This window comes from Lelliottia jeotgali, from assembly GCF_977070485.1.
Map to the genome: position 1 here is coordinate 160,062 of NZ_CDRVFO010000009.1, position 17,568 is coordinate 177,629.

The 17,568-nt window shown below is 65.5% G+C and carries 14 protein-coding genes; 2 read left to right on the forward strand and 12 right to left on the reverse strand.

The window, feature by feature from the left end:
• The first annotated feature begins 6 nt into the window (after nt 1-6).
• On the forward strand, nt 7-4,533 hold the full coding sequence (locus ACW4TB_RS15655) for a hemagglutinin repeat-containing protein (RefSeq protein WP_279928320.1): 4,527 nt from the start codon (nt 7-9) through the stop codon (nt 4,531-4,533).
• A 61-nt stretch (nt 4,534-4,594) separates the two neighbouring features.
• Here the strand turns inward: ACW4TB_RS15655 and ACW4TB_RS15660 are convergent, their stop codons facing one another.
• The 12 genes from ACW4TB_RS15660 to ACW4TB_RS15715 are packed head-to-tail and all read right to left on the reverse strand — an operon-like array spanning nt 4,595 to nt 15,210.
• Nucleotides 4,595-5,254 (reverse strand): type II secretion system protein N, encoded by a 660-nt coding sequence (locus ACW4TB_RS15660; RefSeq protein WP_012315985.1) that lies wholly within the window; start codon nt 5,252-5,254, stop codon nt 4,595-4,597.
• Complete coding sequence (gspM, locus tag ACW4TB_RS15665) at nt 5,251-5,637, reverse strand: type II secretion system protein GspM (protein WP_012315986.1); 387 nt, start codon at nt 5,635-5,637, stop codon at nt 5,251-5,253. Before gspM ends, ACW4TB_RS15660 begins: the two co-directional genes overlap by 4 nt.
• On the reverse strand, nt 5,634-6,722 hold the full coding sequence (locus ACW4TB_RS15670; protein WP_279928324.1) for a GspL/Epsl periplasmic domain-containing protein: 1,089 nt from the start codon (nt 6,720-6,722) through the stop codon (nt 5,634-5,636). Before ACW4TB_RS15670 ends, gspM begins: the two co-directional genes overlap by 4 nt.
• Entirely contained in the window at nt 6,719-7,309 is a 591-nt protein-coding gene (locus ACW4TB_RS15675; protein ID WP_279928327.1) for a type II secretion system protein, read from the reverse strand. Before ACW4TB_RS15675 ends, ACW4TB_RS15670 begins: the two co-directional genes overlap by 4 nt.
• Complete coding sequence (locus tag ACW4TB_RS15680) at nt 7,306-7,674, reverse strand: type II secretion system protein GspI (RefSeq protein ID WP_012315989.1); 369 nt, start codon at nt 7,672-7,674, stop codon at nt 7,306-7,308. The genes ACW4TB_RS15675 and ACW4TB_RS15680 overlap by 4 nt, the downstream gene beginning before the upstream one ends.
• The gene (gene gspH / locus ACW4TB_RS15685; RefSeq protein WP_012315990.1) at nt 7,671-8,108 is read right to left on the reverse strand and encodes a type II secretion system minor pseudopilin GspH; all 438 of its coding nucleotides are present in this window, start codon (nt 8,106-8,108) and stop codon (nt 7,671-7,673) included. The genes ACW4TB_RS15680 and gspH overlap by 4 nt, the downstream gene beginning before the upstream one ends.
• 3 nt (nt 8,109-8,111) lie before the next feature.
• Nucleotides 8,112-8,546 carry a type II secretion system major pseudopilin GspG gene (gene gspG, locus ACW4TB_RS15690; protein WP_012315991.1) on the reverse strand — a complete coding sequence of 145 codons (435 nt, stop codon included), beginning with the start codon at nt 8,544-8,546 and terminating at the stop codon, nt 8,112-8,114.
• An 18-nt stretch (nt 8,547-8,564) separates the two neighbouring features.
• Nucleotides 8,565-9,767 (reverse strand): type II secretion system inner membrane protein GspF, encoded by a 1,203-nt coding sequence (gene gspF / locus ACW4TB_RS15695; RefSeq protein ID WP_279928333.1) that lies wholly within the window; start codon nt 9,765-9,767, stop codon nt 8,565-8,567.
• 3 nt (nt 9,768-9,770) lie between these two features.
• Nucleotides 9,771-11,219 carry a GspE/PulE family protein gene (locus ACW4TB_RS15700; protein ID WP_279928336.1) on the reverse strand — a complete coding sequence of 483 codons (1,449 nt, stop codon included), beginning with the start codon at nt 11,217-11,219 and terminating at the stop codon, nt 9,771-9,773.
• Entirely contained in the window at nt 11,219-13,171 is a 1,953-nt protein-coding gene (gene gspD / locus ACW4TB_RS15705; protein WP_279928338.1) for a type II secretion system secretin GspD, read from the reverse strand. Before gspD ends, ACW4TB_RS15700 begins: the two co-directional genes overlap by 1 nt.
• Nucleotides 13,172-13,174: 3 nt before the next feature.
• Nucleotides 13,175-13,600: a pilus assembly protein PilZ gene (locus tag ACW4TB_RS15710; RefSeq protein ID WP_012315995.1), complete on the reverse strand. Its 426-nt coding sequence runs from the start codon at nt 13,598-13,600 to the stop codon at nt 13,175-13,177.
• The gene (locus ACW4TB_RS15715) at nt 13,597-15,210 is read right to left on the reverse strand and encodes a hypothetical protein (protein ID WP_455843012.1); all 1,614 of its coding nucleotides are present in this window, start codon (nt 15,208-15,210) and stop codon (nt 13,597-13,599) included. The genes ACW4TB_RS15710 and ACW4TB_RS15715 overlap by 4 nt, the downstream gene beginning before the upstream one ends.
• A 251-nt stretch (nt 15,211-15,461) precedes the next feature.
• Between ACW4TB_RS15715 and ACW4TB_RS15720 the strand changes: the two genes are divergently transcribed.
• A complete protein-coding gene (locus tag ACW4TB_RS15720; protein ID WP_279928344.1) occupies nt 15,462-17,525 on the forward strand; it encodes a PhoX family protein in 2,064 nt (687 codons plus the stop codon).
• Nucleotides 17,526-17,568 lie beyond the last annotated feature (43 nt).

Sequence of the window (17,568 nt, forward strand, 5' to 3'; positions counted from 1 at the left end):
GAGAACATGCAGACACTCTCGCAGATACCCGCTATCCGCCCCGATACCTTGCGCTGGGCCATTTTCCTCGCCCTGCTCGCCTCCACCAGCGCGCTGGCCGAACACGGCCTGGAGGCGGCCACCGGCCCTGGGGGTACGCCGCTCATCAACAACAAGCATGGCGTACCTGTTATCGACATCGTCGCGCCCAACGCCAGCGGCCTATCGCACAACCAGTTCCTCGACTACAACGTCGCCCGCCCCGGCGTGGTACTGAACAACGCTCTCCAGGCCGGGCAGTCGCAACTGGCCGGCGCACTGGCGGCCAACCCCCAGTTCCAGGGCCACGCGGCCTCGACCATCCTCAACGAGGTGATCAGCCGCAACGCCTCGCTGATCGAAGGCCCACAGGAGATCTTCGGCCGCCCGGCCGACTACATCCTGGCCAACCCGAACGGCATCACCCTCAATGGCGGGAGCTTCATCAACACCACCCGTGCCGGTTTCCTGGTCGGTACACCGGAGCTGCAGGACGAACAGCTCAAACACCTCAACACCCTCAATGCCAGTGGCACCCTGCAAGTGCTCACAGGCGGCCAGCACAATGCCGAGGGCGCGCTGGACCTGATCGCGCCGAAGCTCGACAGCAAGGGCGTGCTGTCGGCCAGTGGCGATCTCACTGTGGCCGTTGGCCGCAACCGCATGCGTCACGACGACGGGCAGGTCATCGAGCATCTGCCGGGCACACCGTCCAGCATCGACGCCAACCTGTTCGGCGCCATGCGCGCAGGGCGCATTCGTGTGGTCAGCACTGCCGAGGGTGCGGGGGTGCGGGTGGGGCCGGTGCAGATCAAGGCCGACCAAGGCATCACCCTTCAATCTGCCGGCGCACTGCAGGTCAGCGGCCATGCAGACCTGCCTGGTGAACTGATCACCGACCACGGCGCATTGCAACTCACTGCTGCCGATGACCTGCGCCTTGGCGCCGTCGATGGCAAAGCCGAACGTATCGAAATAAAGGCCGGCAAGAAGCTCACCCTGGACGCTGAAAGCCGCCAGAACATCGCCCGCGAGCAGGAAAGCTGGAACAAAAAGTTCCTGTTCGTCACCCGCGAGACCTACCAGCGCGAACGTACCGCCACCGACCTCAACTTGCGCGGTACGCAGCTGCAAGCCAGTGACAGCGTGCTGTTGCAGTCCGGCGCCGACATGCACCTGTTAGCAGCCAATGTGGATGCGGGCGGCGACCTGACACTCAACAGCGCTGCCAACCTGGATATCAGTGCAGGCACCAACAGCCAACGTATCGAGGAGCAGGTACGCCACCGCAAAGACCTGTGGCGAGGCGACAGTGATACCAACCAGTACAAGGAATCGGCACAAGGCAGCACGCTCAATGCCGCGCGCATGACGGTCAAGGCCAATGACAGGCTCACCGTGCAAGGCAGCAAGCTGCACAGCCGCGCCGGCCTGGACATCAACGCCAGGAACGTCGAAATCGGCACAACGGCGCTGCAGGAACAGGGCACACGCCGCAACTACCGTGGCGACCTGGTATCGGGCACCTTCTTTGGTGACCGCAAAGGCAACGAAACCCAAGGACAACGCGTAGCCGGCAGCGCCGTCACAGCCGATGGCAAGCTGAACGTTGCGGCCGAACAGTTGAGCATCAAGGGCAGCACCGTCCACGGCGCCCAAGACGCGGTGTTGTACAGCGAAAAAGGCGCCCTGGCGATCGAGGCTGACCACGGCAACACTATTGCCACCGAGCGCGACAGCAGCAGCAAGCTGTTCGGCCTCTTCGGCAACGATCGCGAGGGCACGCAACGCAAGCAGCAAGTGCTGAGCAGTGACGTCAGCTCTGCCAGCAACCTGCGGCTGGCCAGTGCTGAAGAATTGCGTATCCAGGGTTCGAAGGTGACGGCCGGCGGGCATCTGCAGGTCGAGGCCAAGGGTGACTTGTTGATCGGTAGCACGCAGTCAAGCGATGAAAGCGAAACACGCAGCCAGCAGCGCGGTTTCACGGCCAGCGCCAAACAGACCCAAGAAGCCGAAGACGGCAAGCCCGAGTCGCGCCAGTACGCCGCCGGCGTTGCTTACGAGGTGGTCACCAGCACAGGCCAACAACGCGAAACGTCGCAGGTGGCCAGCGAATTGAAGGGCGCTACGGTTGGCCTGAACAGCGGCGCGCAGCTTCAAGTCAACGGCTCCAGCGTACAGGCCAGTGCAGGCGACCTGGACGTGCAGGGCAAACAGGTGAGCCTTGGCGACACACGCAACGAGCGCGTGTCATCCAGCAGCTCTACCCACAGCGGCGGTGGCCTGACGGTGACCGGCGGTATGGATCGGCTGGGCAGCCTGTTCGAAGGCCATCACAACAACGAAGTCATCACCGAACGCGACAGCAAAACGCAACGCACCGGGTTGCAGGCCAGCGGCGACCTGAAGATCAGCGCCGACGAGTTGATCACCGAAGCTGCACGCGTCAACGCAGGCAACACCCTTCAGGTCACTGCCAAGCGCATCGAGAACCGTGCCGTGCAGGACACCCATGAACGTGAAGTGCAGCGCAATGACTGGTCCGGCAGCATCGGCGCCAGCCTGGAGTACCGTGACGTGACCCGGCCGATCGAACGCTTGGTACAGGGCGAAGAAGCGGCCCGCTTCCAGCAAGCCTCGCCCGAAGACGCACTGGTGGCACCGAGCGTTGGCGGCGACATGACCCTCGACCACCTCAAGCGCTTGGAAAACCAGCGCCGCGGCTTTGCCCAGGTGAGCGAACTGGCAGGGGGGCTCGTGAAGGTCAAGGCCGATACCCTCGATGACCAAGGCACCGCCTGGCGTGCCAACGCCGGCGCCCTGCAGGTCAACGCGCAGCAGCACCACCTGCGCGCCGCCGAAAACACACGGGAAGATAGCCTGCAGCGCCTGGCCTACGGTGGTGACCTGCGCGTGGATACCAGTTCGGGGAGCGACCTGAACGTCCGCGCTTCCGGCAAGGGCGGCTCGCAAGACAAACAGGAGGCCGCCAGCATTGCAGTGCCAGGCAGCCTGTACGGGCAAAAGGGTATCCAGGTCCAGTTGGGCAGCGATGGCCACTACGAAGGCACGCACATCGATGGCGGTGAAGGCGATGTGCTGATCCACAGTGCCGGTACGCTGTCACTGACCCAGGCCACCGACCACAACCAACAGCGCGCACGCCAGCTCGATGGCAACGCCTGGGCCAAGGTCGGCAACCGCCCGGGCAGCACTGGCGTCGACGCCCGAGGCTATCTCGACCATGCCCAGCAACAGGCTACGCAAACCAATGCCCAGGTGGCGCAGATCGACGCCAAAGGTGAAGTGCGCCTGACCAGCGGGGGCGACATGCTGCTCGAAGGCACGCGTATTGGCAGCCGCGAGGCCAAGGTTGGCGATACGCTCCTGCAAAGCGATGGCCGCCTGCAGGTCAAAGCTGCGAGCAATACCCGGCAGGACACTGGCGGGAACCTGGGTGGCGGCCTGGAGCTGGCCGTGAAGACCGGCACCACCCAAGGTGGCGCCATCGGGGGCCATTTCAACCATGGCAAGAAGAACGAGGATGCCCGCCAGGCCATCGATGCGCAGTTCCAAAGCGCGGGCAAATTGACCCTCGACAGCGGCACCCGCGAGGATATCGCCGTGCATCTGCAGGGCCTGCGGGCATCGGCCGAACACATCGGCATCAATGCCGCCAAGGGCGGCGTGCTGATCGAAGCGTCATCCAATGTCGAGCGGCGCGACAACTTGGGCATTACCGCCGGCGCCGGCTTCAACACATCCAAGGGCGGCACCGACACCCTGGGGCTGCACGGCCGTGCCCAGGTCAACCTGGACAAGCGCGACAACCTCATCTGGAACGCCGGCAACCTGCGCGCCGAAGGTATCGACCTGCAAAGCCGCGGCGACACCCGCATCGAAGGCGTGAGCCTGGAGGCCGGGCACATCAACGGCGCAATCGACGGCGATCTGCACATCACCAGCCGCAAGGACACCGTCGATACCCTGACCGTAAAAGGTGATGCACGGCTGAGCAAAGAGAAAAACCCGCAAGGCTATGTGAACGCTGCCACGGCCGTCGCGGGGCCGCTGGGAAGCAAGGTCAGCGAAAAAGCAGGTTCCGCCCTGGCCAAGGCCGACCCGGGCGTTTCGCCAACCTTCAGCCTCGATGTGTCGCATGTTCAGCGTGATGGCGTAGCCCGGCAGACGACGCTCAAGGGCAGCGATGGGGTAGACCTGACGGTTGGCGGTGACGCTCACCTGACGGGCGCCCGCCTGCAATCGGCCAAGGGTGAGGTAAAACTCACCGCCAACGCGGTGACCAAGGAAACGCTGAGCGGTAATGATTACCGCCGGGATGTGTCGATCGATGCGTCGAATTCGCCGGTAGACCTGGGTACCGCCATCGCCCAGATCAGCAAAGGCAAAGGTGCCGCAGACGGCGAGAATGCACTGGACCTTGGCTTACTACGCACCAGTGGGCATAGCCGAAGTGAGCAGTGGGCATCGGGGGTTGAAGGGAAAGTCAACTGATCCAGAGGCCCTGTCGTCGGCAAACCGGCGATAGGGCCATGAACCGCACGTTAACCGCTGCTTACCAACGCCACTCCCGCTGCCCCGTCAGTGCCTGCGGCCCCACCAGCCGAGCAGCGCGCAGCAGCGGTGTAAGCGCAGCGTCCGGCTGCATTTCGGCCGCCACCACTGCGTGGCGCCCCAGAAGGTCTGCATTCAGCGCCAAACGATGCTCACGCTGTTGTATCAGCTGCCCATGCAGGCGCAAGCCTGTGCGGCAATCCATTTCTACCCAGCCCTGCCCCAACCCCAGCGACCAAGGTTCGCTCAAGGCGAGGTCGGTGACCGTGATGCGCCCTTCGCTGGTACGGCACTGACGCCCCGCTCCTTGCAGGCGCAGCGTGCCCTGCCACTGCCCGGCCAGCCGATAGGCCGTTTGCACACTCGCCTGGTGATCCTGTGCGGTAACGTCCAACTGCCAGCGCCAAGGCCAGCCTTCAGCGTGCAACTGCCAGCCCTGGCCCTGAAACCCCAGCTGTGCGTTGGCCTGCAAGCGCCAAGGCTGCAAGGCCCAGCGCACGGGCCCGACAGGCCCGAACTGCTGCGCCTGCCCCTGCCACAGGCTGCCGCTGACCGCATGCATCGGCAGGCCCAAGCCCAGTGCAACCCAGGACGCCGGCAACTGCACCAGCAAAGTCAGGCTGAACACCAGCCCGGCCCACAGCAGCCCACGGCGGCTCATGGCTGCACCACCAGGTCGAAACGCAGGCCCTTGGCATCCTGCTCCAGGGCCCACTGCAGCGGTTGTGCACCCTCTGCGCGCAAGGCCTGCAGCCAACGCTGCAAAACCTGCTCATCGGCCACCTGGCCGCGCAGTTGCCACACCTTGCCTTGCGCCTCGACCTCGGCAACTTCGATCCGCCGCGCCTGGGCAGACTGACGCAGCCGCTCCAGGTTCACGCCTGGCCCACTGTGGAAGGCGGCGGCCTGCACTGCCAGCCCATGCCACTGGCTGAGCTCACGCCATTGCGACACGCCTTGGCGCAGTGCCAGAAACGCCAGCAGAAAGCCGACCAGGCACCATGCGAGCAACAATCGATGACGCTGAAACCACTCTCGGGTCATGTTGGCGCTCCCAGATCGAAAACCACGTGTGCCGATGGCGCAGCACTCAGTACCTGCACCGCCGCTCCGGCGGCGTTTGCCATTTCGTGCCAGGGTGGCTCGCCCCCCTCGCCCTGCAGGCGCAGGTGCCAGCGCTGGCCGTCGAAGCGCACTGCTTGCAGGCGCCAGCCTGGGTGCTCATGCAGCCAGACCTGCAGGCGTGCCTGCAGGTCTTGAAGCTGGCGTTGCCGCAGTTGCTGTTGCAGTTCGCTTTCGCGCAGGCGCTTGAGAGCCTGCGCCGCTTGCCGAGGGCTGGCCTGGGTGCCGGTCACGGCCAGCACCTGCGTGCGCCAGGTTTGCACCTGCCGCCATTGCTGGCCCGCCCATAGCCCGCACCACACCACGGCCAGCACCAAACAGACGACAACCAGCCGGCGCGGCAGGGCCGGCACATGGGGCGCAGAGCGGGCCTGACGGGTTCGCTCGAACAGGCTTGGCAGCGTGTCGAGCGGCGCCAGCGTACCCGGCCAGCGCCCGACCTGGGTGGCTTTGCGCAGGCTACCCCAGGGCTGTTGCGGTACCTCACCCAGCGCTTCAGGCCAGGCCAGCCAATGGGTATGCCCCTCTTCGCTGCGCCCTAGGTACAGGCACAAGCCAGGCGCACGTTGCCACTGCCAGCCCGTCCCGGGCTCAGGCGTGGGCAACAATTGGAACTCGGCCCAGCAGCGCTCGATCTGCAGCCCCCATGCGCTGCACTGCCCACGCCATTCGTCCAGCGCCTGGCGCGCTACCGCCAACAGGCGCAACTGCCCTGCCTGGCGAACGAGGCAAGCGCACTGCACCTGTTCAGCGTTCTGCAGCAAGTGGTCTTCCAGCAGGAGGGGCCACTCGTCACGCTTGAGACCTGGCGGAGCAGCCAGCTCAAACTGGCTGCACCGCTCGCCCGGAATGATCAGCGCTACCTGTGCATTCAGGTTCGCCGGAGGCTCGCCCTGGCCTTCCCGTTGGGCCACACCATCTGCGATCAGCAGCCAGTCCCAGACCACGCCCGGGCGCAGCAGCAACCAAGGTCGCGCCGGCGCACGTCGCCACCATTCAAGCTTCATGAACGCCCCCAAGGGAGCGTGAAGGTGCAGACATAGGGGGCTCCATCACGCTGCAGTTGCACGCGCACACCACGGCCGGGGTGCGCAGGTTGGTCGGAAGGCCAGGGCAGCCATCGGCCTCCCTGGTGATAAAGAACATTCAGCGCACTGACCTGCTCCAGCTGCTCGCGCATGACCCAACGGGGTTCGCTGGCGGCGTACAGGTCTGCCGAGGTTTCCAACGTCAGGCGTTGTTCGCGCGCGTCGAAACGCAGGCGCTGGCGCTGCAGCCGTGAGCCACCCACGGCCTCTGGCACAGCCGTGGCTGCCACCCACAGCAACTGCTGGCGATCGGGCTGCCAGTCGAGCCAGCGGCTCGCCAGTGGCAGGCGTTGCTCATACACCCGGCGCAATACCGGGCTGTCGAAACGCCGCTCCAAGGCCAGGCAGAACTCCAGCACACTGTTCTCCTGGCGGGTCACCTGCAGCCGCTCGCGGACCTTGAGCCAGCCATTGACCAGCGCCGCGAGCATGACCCCAAGCAGCGCGGTCAAGGCCATGGCCACCATCAGTTCGATCAGGGTCAAGCCAGCCTGGCGCCGCTTCATGGACGCTCCAGAAAAACCGTGTACTGGCCCAACGGCAGGCGCTGATCGCGGTCGGCATACAGTTGCATCTCGCCGCGACGCAGGTCGCGCACTCCGGTACGGCGCAGCTGCATCTGCCAGTGGCACGCCTGCCCGCCCTGGTTCAGCACCCCACTGGGCTGGTTGCTTGCCGGCCAGTACCGTTCCACGGCGAAGCGTGCCTGCAACTCGCGAGCGCACAGCACGCCAAGCCGATGCTGTTGCACGCTGTCCTGCACTGCCAGGCGCTGGCGCAGCACCTGGCTGGTGATCACTGCCAGCACAGCAGCAATCGCCAGGGCCACGGTCACCTCCAGCAGGGTGAAGCCCTGTTGCTTGCGCTTCATGGTGACACCCCCACACGAAGCTGGCCGTCACGCCCCCACGCCCAGCGCTGGCTGCCACCTGCCCAGTGCCAGCGCACCGAACCCGGTTGCGCCCACCCTTGCGGCGTGAACTGCAGATGCGGCTGCAGGCTGGCGGGCCAGTCGGGGCGCAGCCCTTTGGGCCAATCCCCAAAGCTGACCGGTTCGGCAACCCAGCCCTCGCGCTCACGCCGCACGAACTCCGGGCGCTGGCCGGTCCAGCGCAGCCCGCGCAATTGCCCGGCATGCCGGGCCAGTGCCGCCTGGGTGTGGACGTGCGCCGCCAGCCGCTGCAACGCCTGATCGACGCTGGCCTTGCCGCTGTCCAGCCAAGCCACAGCAAGCCCGGTCATAAGGCCGGCGATGGCCAGCACCACCAGCAATTCGAGCAGGCTGAAACCGCGCTGCAGGCGCATCGCTCACAGCGCCCAGTTACCCAGGTCGGCGTCCTGGCCTTCGCCGCCCGGCACACCATCGGCACCCAACGAATACACATCGACCCGGCCATGCTCGCCAGGCATGCGGTACTGGTAAGGGGTGCCCCACGGGTCCTCCGGCAGGCGGCGTACATAACCATCGCTGCGCCAGGCACGCGGCAGCGGCTCCTGGGCCGGTTTTTTCACCAGCGCTGCCAGGCCTTGCTCATTACTGGGAAAGCGCAGGTTGTCCAGCCGGTACATGTCCAGTGCCTGCTCGAGCGTGCTCAGGTCGGCCATGACCTTCTGCCGCATGGCCTTGTCCTGGTTGCCGAGCACGCTGGGCGCGACCACGGCAATCAGCAGGCCGATGATGAAAATCACCACCATGATTTCCATCAGGGTGAAGCCGTGTTGGCGCTTGCGTCGATGCTGCATGGGGTTGCTCCTTGTCATCTACAGTTGCAGGCCCTGGTTGAGTTGCATGATCGGCAGCAGCACCGCCAGCACGATGAACAGCACTACGGCGCCCATCACCAGGATCATCAGGGGTTCGAAAAGCGCCATGGCCGTATCCACCTGGCGCGCAAAGCCACGCTCCTGGTCGTCGGCCACGCGCTCGAGCATGTCGGCCAGGGTGCCGCTGGCCTCGCCACTGCCGACCATGTTCACCAGCAACGGCGGGAACTGCTGGCAACCATCCAGCGCCCTGTGCAGGCTGGTGCCGCCCTGCACCTGCTGGCGCACCTGCTCCATGGCCAGGCGAATGCGCCGGTTGCCGACGGTTTCAGTGGCCACCTGCAAGGCTTCGAGCAAGGCAACACCGCTGCTGGTGAGGATCGCCAGGCTGCGCGCCAGGCGGGCACTCTCCAGCACCTGCAACAGGCCCCCCACGCGCGGCAGGCGCAACAGCAGGTCGTCGCGGCGCAGGCACCAGTGCGGCTTGCGCAGCAACCAGCTGGCCAGCAGCGACGTCAGGATCGCCAGCCCCAGCAACCAGGGGCCGGCGTGCACCAAGCCTTGGCTCAGGACGATAAGTAATGAGGTGATCAGCGGCAGGCTCTGCCCGGCATGGGCAAACTGTTCGGTGAGCTTGGGTACGACGAAGGTCATCAGGCCGATCACCACCGCCAGTGACACGCCCATCAGCACGCAGGGGTAGATCAGTGCCGTGCGCGCCTTGTGCTGCTGGCGCTGCACCTGTTCCAGGTGGTCTGCCAGCCGGGTAAGCACCTGGGCCAACCGCCCGGAGCGCTCACCGGCTTCGACCAGCGCGCAGTACAGGCCGGTGAAAGGCGCGCCCTGGCGGGCCAGGCTGCGGGCCAGGCCCAGGCCCTCGGCGAGCGAGCCACGCAGAGCCACCAGCACCCCGTGCAGGGCTGGCTGGCGCAACTGGCGCTCAAGCGTCGCCAAGGCATCGACCAGCGGGATGCCCGCGCCGGTCAAAGTCGCCAGCTGGCGTGTCAGCTCACACAGCTGGGCACGGCTCAAGCGTTGTCGGCGAGGCTGCCGGGCACCGCTTTCGAAGCGCTGCAACTGGCGAGGGAACAGCCCCTGCTCGCGCAGCAACTGACGTGCGTGGCGTTCGGTATCGGCTTGCAGGCTGGCTTTGTGGGTCTTGCCGGCCAGATCAACGGCCTGGTAGCGAAAGGTCGGCATGGGTCAGCCCTGCACCACACGCAATACTTCAGCCAGGCTGGTCTCGCCGCGGGCCAGGCAATCACTGGCCATCGCCACCAGGCTCTGGCGGCGCTCGGCCAGGTACTCCTGCATGGCCAGTTCACTGGCGCCGTCATACAGCAGCCCGATCAGGCCGGCGTCGAGTTCGACGAATTCGTACAGGCCCAAACGACCGATATAGCCAGTGCCCTGGCACTGCTCGCAGCCCACCGCGTGGTAGCTGCTGCCCAGCGCCGCCAGCTCAGGCCACAGCGCCCGTTCGGCCGGCTGCAGTGGCTGCGCCACCGCGCAATGGCACAGCCGTCGCACCAGGCGCTGGGCCAGCACGCCACGCAGGCATGAGGCGATCAGGAACGGCTCGATGCCCATGTCGCGCAAGCGGGTGACCGCGCCCACTGCGCTGTTGGTGTGCAACGTCGACAGTACCAAGTGGCCGGTGAGGCTGGCCTGCACGGCGATCTGCGCAGTTTCCTGGTCGCGGATTTCGCCGAGCATGATCACGTCCGGGTCCTGGCGCAGGATGGCGCGCAAGCCAGTGGCAAAGGTCAGCCCGGCGCGCGGATTGATGGCCGTCTGGCCAATGCCGGCGATGGCGTATTCCACCGGGTCCTCCACGGTGAGAATGTTGCGGCTGCCATCATTGAGGCTGTTGAGGCTGGCGTACAGGGTGGTGGTCTTGCCCGAGCCGGTCGGCCCGGTGGACAGCACGATGCCGTTGGGCCTTGTCAGGCAGCTGCGCAGGCCGTGCAGCACTGCCGGGGGCATGCCCAGGTTGCCCAGTGCCAGCAAGCTGGCCTGCTTGTCGAGCACGCGCATCACCACGCGCTCGCCATGGATACCGGGCAAGGTCGAGACGCGAACGTCCACCTCACGCCCGGCGGCGCGCAAGGTGATGCGACCGTCCTGGGGCTGGCGCTTCTCGGCGATGTCCAGGCGCGCCATGACCTTGATCCGCGACACCAGCATGGCCGACAACGCGCGCGGCGGGCGCAACACCTCACGCAGGTGGCCGTCGACACGCAGGCGCACCACCAGGCTCTGCTCAAAGGTCTCGATATGAATGTCCGAAGCGCGCAGGCGCAGGGCCTGGCCGAACAGGCCGTTGATCAGGCGGATCACCGGGGCTTCATCATCGCTTTCGAGCAGGTCCTCGATGCGCGGCATTTCGCTCATCAGGCTGTCCAGATCAACCTGTTCGCCGATACCTTCAATCAGTGCTTCGGTGGCAGCATCCCCAGCCTGATACAACTGGCCGAGGCGTTCGTCGAACGCCGCAGCTTCCAGGTAGTGCAGTGCCACGGGCTGGCCATGCACACGCAGCAGTTCCTGCAGTTGGTTACTGTCGGCATCGCGGCGCAGCCACAACTGCCAGCCGGTATCCGTCGGGGCCATGGCCAGCCCGGCCTGACGCGCAAGGCGATAGGGCAGCATCACCAGTCCCCCCCGTCCAGGCGCGCGCGGCTGGCCGGGAACACCCGCAGCAGCTGGCCGTCCTGCGCAAGACCAGGCAGCTTGAGCGGCGTGGTCTGCTGCAGGGTGCGGTACTTGTCTTCGCTCAAACCCGCCAGGCTCGGCCCGTCACGCAGGATGCGCGGGCGGATGAAGACCATCAGGTTCTGCTTGGTGTTCTTGCTGGCCTCGGAACGGAACAGCCGGCCCAGCCCCGGAATATCCCCGAGAAACGGTACGCGTTGATCGCTGGTGCTCAGCTCATCGCTGATCAGGCCGCCAAGAATCACCAGGCCATTGTCCTCGACCATGACCTTGGTCTTGATCTCGCGCTTGTTGGTGATCACATCGCTGGCGGCGCTGGAGTCGGCGATCGACGAGACTTCCTGAACGATATCCAGGCGTACGCTGTTGTCGATGTTGATCTGCGGCTTGATGCGCAGCTTCACCCCGACTTCCTTGCGCTCGATGGTCTGGTAGGGGTTGGCGTTGTTCTGCGTCACGGAGCCGGTGACGAAGGGCACTTCCTGGCCGACCAGGATCGATGCCTCGGCGTTGTCCAGGGTCAGCAGGGTCGGCGTGGACAGCAGGTTGAAGCCGCTTTTGCCCTTCAGTGCGTTGATCAGCATGGCGAAGTTGAAGCCACCGCCGAAGTGGCCGATGCCGGCAGTCACGCCTGTCGTGGCCGACAGCAGGTCGCCCAGCGCTTCGTTGTCGCCGCTGGCCGCGGCGCCCGCGATGTTGGCGATGTTCACCCCGTTGCTGCCGAAGTTGACGATGCCGGCGCCGAACTTTTCGTCGGCGAACAGCCACTGCACGCCAAGCTCCTGGGCGCGGCTGTCGGACACTTCGGCGATGATGGCCTCGACCACTACCTGGGCGCGGCGGATGTCCAGCTGCTCGACGATGGAGCGGTAGGCGGCCAGCTCGCTGTCGGGGCCGACCATGACCACGGCGTTGGTGCCCTCCTCGTACTCCAGGCGTATGCCCGAATCGCTGGCGGCGGCCATCACCGGCTTGTCCTTGGCCTCGCCTTCGCCTGCTCCCTCGCTGGGCACAACGCCTTCCTGGCTCAGCCCGCGCAGCACCTTCACCACTTCGCCAGCATTGGCATGGCGCAGGTAGATCACCTGCGTGTTGCTGCTGTGCCGGTTCTCACTGGGTTGATCGAGCTGGCCCAACAAAGCACGCACACGGTCGGTGCTGCCACGTACCAGCAAGGCATTGCTGCGCGGGTCAGCGACCACCTGGGTGCTGTCGGCACCCTGCTCTCGGGCCAACAGGCGGGTCAGCAGCTGCGCGGTATCGGCGGCGCTGGCATGGCGCAGCGGCATGACCTTCAGGGGTTCGTCACTGACTTGGTCAAGCTGGCGCAACAGGCTGTCGATGCGTTCGAGGTTGCTGCGCCAATCGGTGACCACCAGCAGGTTGGCCGCAGGATAAGGGGTGATCACACCGACACGGGGGTCGATCAGCGGCTTGAGAATACCGAGCATCTGCTCGCTGGCGGCGTTACGCACATTGAATACGCGGGTGGCCACACCATCACTGCCTTCGCCGTGCTTGCCGGCGGCTTCCACCGGCACCGGTTCAAGGCGCGCGGCCTGGTCGGGGACGATCTTCACACTGCCATTGGGCAGATCGACCGCGGCATAGCCTTGGGCACGCAGCTGGGCTAGAAAGATGTCGTAGATGGCATCGGCATCGTGGCGGTCGACGGTACGCACCGTGACCTTGCCTTTGACCCGCGGGTCGACGATGAAGGTGGTGCCGGTGATGCGCGACACGCTGTCGATGAATTCGCCCAGCTCGGTGTCGACGAAGTTCACCTCGTAAAGGGGGGTGCCGTTGTCATCGAAGGTTTCCGGTTCTTCTGCCCAGGCCGCAGCAAGGGCCAGGGTCAAGGCAGCCGCCACGCAATATTTCACCAGCATCGTTCATCCTTGCCGCTTGAAGCCGGTCACGGCGGGGCGTGGCGGCCAGGGCAAGCGTTCGCGCCGCCCCTGGTTGTCGAAAATCAGGCCATCGGCGTCGATGTCCTGCAATACGATCCCCGGTGCCAGGCGCTGGCCGCGGCCCAAGGTACGCACCTGCTGGCCGTAGCGCAGCACCACGACGCTGGCAGACAACGGCTGAGCCTTGAGGCCGCCGAGGTACTGCAATGGCAAACGGGTGAGCGCAATCGAGCCATCGTCGCCCGGGGCCTGCCAATGGCCGACCAGCAACCCCGGCAGCGGGGCGTCGACGGCAACCGGGGCGCTGGCCGGTTGCGGCTGGCGCGCCAGTTGCAAAACGCATTGGGCGGCAAGCCACCCGGCCAGCGTCAGCAGGCCACCGGTCATCAGGCGAGCGGCGAGTGTCATGACATCAACTGCCGTGGGTGCCAGCCTGGGTGGCCTTGCACATAGCGCACCTCCGGTACTTGCAAGGCCGCCAGTTGCCAACCCGGCCGCTGTCGCCCGAGCCAGGCCTCGACCCGCTGCCACAACGGCTCACCGGCTTGGGGCTCGAATTGCAGACCAAAGGTGCGGCACAGGCCCTGAACCGGATCCAGGCCAGTGATGCGCTTGCCTTGCGGGCTGTAGCTCACCCGCCAGGCCTGACCCTGCCAGCGTGGCAGGTCCTGGCTGTTGTCCAGCAGCAAGGGGTCACCGAACAGTTGCTCGGCCGCGTTTTCCAGCACCTGCTCGACCTGCCGGGCCGGCGCCTCGACCACCGGTGCCGGGTAGCCGCCGGTGAGGCTGATCAGGTGCTCGCGCGTGATGGCCTCGCCAGCGGCCAATGGGTAGTCATAGCGCAGGCCCGGCAACAGCACCGGCATGCTGCTGTCATCGGCCAGGGCCTGGTGCAGCAAACGGTCCCAACTACCGCCACGCGTGTCGCGACGCCACAGCGCCTGTGGCGCAACCGCCAGCGGCTGGTCGAGCCACGCTGCATGGCCTGCGCGCTGCTGGCGCAACTCGGCCTGCAACTGGTTGGCGCGCAACTGCGCTGCGGGTGAGAGTTGCTGGGCCAATGCCGGAAAGAAGCGCCCATCGAACTGCCATTGCCCGGCGACCTGTTGGCAACGCAGGCGAAACGCACCACTGCCCCGGCAACCTGCAAACAACACAGGTATGCGGCGGCCGCTGGCCTGGGTTGCCTGCACAGGTGTGGGCCACAGGTCCTGGCCACGCGCGCAGAGCAGCACGTCGATCTGCGCCACGCGCTCGGCCAGCCACAGGCCCGGGCCGGTGCCGACATCCGCCAGCGCCACCACCAGGTCCGCTTCGCGGCGGGCCTGCTCGAAGGTCGGCAGCAGCGATTGGTACCACTGTTTGAGAGAGGATTTCTGGTCCTGGGCGTAAGGGTCGGTGACGCCCACCACGGCGATGCGTGCACCGCCGCGCTCGAACACGTGCAGAGGCTCCAGGCCCAAGGTTTTGCGTTGTTCGTCGGCAATACCCGCAGCAAGCGTCATCGCTGAAGACTGGTGGTAAAGGGCAGCACTGCGCTGTGGCCAAAGCACGCGTTCATCACTGCTCACACGGGCTTCGCTGCCCAACAGTTGGCTGCCCTGCACACCGCTCTCGCCCTGGGTCAAATAGGCCAGGCCACTGCCGTTCCAGCCCTGGCCGTTTTCGAGAGTCAGGCTATTGCCCGGCCCCACCTCGGCGCGCAGTTGTTCCAACAGGGCCGCGAGCACGGCATAACCACCCAGCTGCACGCCGGCCGCCTGGCTGGCATCGAGCAAGGGCGCGAGTTGAGGGTGCGCCACGCTGGCGCTGGCGCCGGTCATCCAGGGAGCCCGGCCCAAGTGGCTGACCGGGCCCAGGCGGGTTGCCGGCACCACGGGCTGGCCGGGCTGGCGCGCATCGAGGGTGTCGGCGACGTACAACAGGTCCAGGCTGGCATTGCCGCCGCGCTGGCCCGGGAATGCAGAACAGGCACCGAGCAACGGTGCCAGGGCACCGACACCCTTCCATCTGATCATTTCGCGCCTGTACACACTGCTTGCCATCGGGCCCGCCATCCTTATCCGAGTTCTCTTTGGGCCCCGGATGTTGCGGCGTTGGCATTACAGTTTGATGGCAGAAATCCGACAACCATTCCAGATTGTTCTGTCTGGCACAGCGATAAGAACTTAATGTTTTAAAGCGACGTTAATATTTCTGCCAAAGAATCATCATCTTTGCGCACTAAAGTCGCGGTTTCTTCCAACTCAGCCAATACAAGGACACCCTGATGAGTCGAGAAACCGGCGACAACCTGGACCGCAACCACAGTGGCAACCTGCCGATGGCCAGCGTCATGGACGCCTACCTAAGCCGTCGCAGCGTGATGCGCGGCAGCCTGGGTGCCGCTATCGCCATGATTGCCGGTACCGGCCTGACCGGCTGCTTCGACAGTGGTGGCGGTTCCGACAACGATGACCCGGCAACCGAGCCGCCGGTTACCGAACCTGAAGTACCGAAACTGGCGCTGGGCTTCCAGTCCATCGCGGGTTCGCGCACCGACGCCTGTGTCGTCGCCGCCGGCTACAGTGCCTACGTGCTGGCACCGTGGGGCACGCCGATCAACAGCAACGGCAACCCCTGGAAACCGGACGGCAGCAATACCTCCAGCGACCAGGCCAACGCCATGGGCATGCACCATGACGGCATGCACTTCTTCCCCATCAATGGCAGTTCCGAAGACGGCCTGCTGGCGATCAACTTCGAATACATCGATGCCGCCGCCCTGCACCCCAACGGCCCGACCACCGACGCCAGCGGCAATCGCCCGGCCGAAGAAGTGCGCAAGGAAATCAACGCCCACGGTGCCGGCGTGGTGCGCCTGCAGAAGCTCAACGGGCGCTGGCAGGTGGTCGACAACGACCCGCTCAACCGCCGTTTCACCACCGCCTCACGCATGGAAATCACTGGCCCGCTGCGTGGCACGGACCACGTCAAGACCAAGTATTCGGCTGACGGCACGCACTGCCGCGGCACCAACAACAACTGCGGCAACGGCTACACCCCGTGGGGCACTTACCTGACCTGCGAAGAGAACTGGCCTGGCATTTTCGTCAACAAGGATACTCGTCCGGAGGACCAGCGACGCATCGGTGTAGGCACCTCCACCGGCCAGTACAAGTGGGAGACCGCTGCTGGTGACAACACCGAAGAAAACGATGAGTTCGCCCGCTTCGACGTGACCATCAAAGGTGCCAGCGCCACCGACGACTACCGCAACGAAGCCAGCACCTATGGCTACATCGTCGAAATCGACCCGTACAACAGCAGCACCCTGGCCACCAAGCGCACCGCACTCGGCCGCTTCCGCCACGAAGGTTGCTGCCCGGGCCTGCCGGTGGCCGGTAAACCGCTGGTCTGGTACATGGGCGACGACTCCAATAACGAGTACCTGTACAAGTTCGTCTCCACCGCCGTGTGGGATGCCGCCGACGCAAGCCCGGCCGACCGCTTGGCCACCGGCGCCAAGTACATGGACCAGGGCAAGCTTTATGTGGCCCGCTTCAATGCAGACGGCACGGGCGAGTGGATTCTGCTCGACGTGACCACCGCTACCACTGCCGGCAGCACCCTCGGGGCGCTGTACGGCGACCTGGCAGGCATCATCCTCAACACCCGTGGTGCAGGCGATGCAGTGGGTGCAACGCCGATGGACCGCCCGGAATGGACAGCGGTCAACCCGCTCAATGGCGACGTCTACCTGACCCTGACCAACAACAGCGCGCGCACCCCGGAAAAAGTCGATGCGGCCAACCCGCGTGGCCCGAACCGCCACGGCCACATCATCCGCTGGCACGACAGCGACGATCACGCGAGCTTCACCTGGGACATCTTCGTGTTCGGCGCCAACGCCGCAGGCACCGCTGACATCAACCGCTCGGGCCTGACCGAGCTCAACCAGTTCGCCAGCCCCGACGGCATGAGCTTCGATAGCCGTGGCGTGTTGTGGTTCGAGACTGACAACGGCGAGAGCACGGTCACCGATTACACCAACGATCAGTTGCTGGCAGTGATCCCTACCGACCTGGTGGATGCCGCTGGCAACCAAGTACCGGTCAATGCCCAGAACCAGGTGGACTTGCGCCGCTTCTTCGTCGGGCCGAACGGCTGCGAGGTGACCGGGATTGCCTTCAGCCCGGACAACAAGTCGATGTTCGTCAATATCCAGCACCCGGAGAACTGGCCGTACACCGACAAGGCCACCGATGTAACCCCAGCGGGGACCACGGTACGGCCGAGGGCTTCGACCGTGGTGATCCAGCGCGATGATGGCGGAGAGATCGGGACTGTCTGATCCGTTTCTGCATCAGGGCCGCTGCGCGGCCCAATCGCCGGCA

What these genes read in the sequence shown, in the direction of transcription:
- ACW4TB_RS15655 (WP_279928320.1), top strand. Translation starts at nt 7, where the DNA reads ATGCAGACACTCTCGCAGATACCCGCTATCCGCCCCGATACCTTGCGC.
- ACW4TB_RS15660 (WP_012315985.1), bottom strand. Translation starts at nt 5,254, where the DNA reads ATGAGCCGCCGTGGGCTGCTGTGGGCCGGGCTGGTGTTCAGCCTGACT.
- gspM (WP_012315986.1), bottom strand. Translation starts at nt 5,637, where the DNA reads ATGACCCGAGAGTGGTTTCAGCGTCATCGATTGTTGCTCGCATGGTGC.
- ACW4TB_RS15670 (WP_279928324.1), bottom strand. Translation starts at nt 6,722, where the DNA reads ATGAAGCTTGAATGGTGGCGACGTGCGCCGGCGCGACCTTGGTTGCTG.
- ACW4TB_RS15675 (WP_279928327.1), bottom strand. Translation starts at nt 7,309, where the DNA reads ATGAAGCGGCGCCAGGCTGGCTTGACCCTGATCGAACTGATGGTGGCC.
- ACW4TB_RS15680 (WP_012315989.1), bottom strand. Translation starts at nt 7,674, where the DNA reads ATGAAGCGCAAGCAACAGGGCTTCACCCTGCTGGAGGTGACCGTGGCC.
- gspH (WP_012315990.1), bottom strand. Translation starts at nt 8,108, where the DNA reads ATGCGCCTGCAGCGCGGTTTCAGCCTGCTCGAATTGCTGGTGGTGCTG.
- gspG (WP_012315991.1), bottom strand. Translation starts at nt 8,546, where the DNA reads ATGCAGCATCGACGCAAGCGCCAACACGGCTTCACCCTGATGGAAATC.
- gspF (WP_279928333.1), bottom strand. Translation starts at nt 9,767, where the DNA reads ATGCCGACCTTTCGCTACCAGGCCGTTGATCTGGCCGGCAAGACCCAC.
- ACW4TB_RS15700 (WP_279928336.1), bottom strand. Translation starts at nt 11,219, where the DNA reads ATGCTGCCCTATCGCCTTGCGCGTCAGGCCGGGCTGGCCATGGCCCCG.
- gspD (WP_279928338.1), bottom strand. Translation starts at nt 13,171, where the DNA reads ATGCTGGTGAAATATTGCGTGGCGGCTGCCTTGACCCTGGCCCTTGCT.
- ACW4TB_RS15710 (WP_012315995.1), bottom strand. Translation starts at nt 13,600, where the DNA reads ATGACACTCGCCGCTCGCCTGATGACCGGTGGCCTGCTGACGCTGGCC.
- ACW4TB_RS15715 (WP_455843012.1), bottom strand. Translation starts at nt 15,210, where the DNA reads ATGATCAGATGGAAGGGTGTCGGTGCCCTGGCACCGTTGCTCGGTGCC.
- ACW4TB_RS15720 (WP_279928344.1), top strand. Translation starts at nt 15,462, where the DNA reads ATGAGTCGAGAAACCGGCGACAACCTGGACCGCAACCACAGTGGCAAC.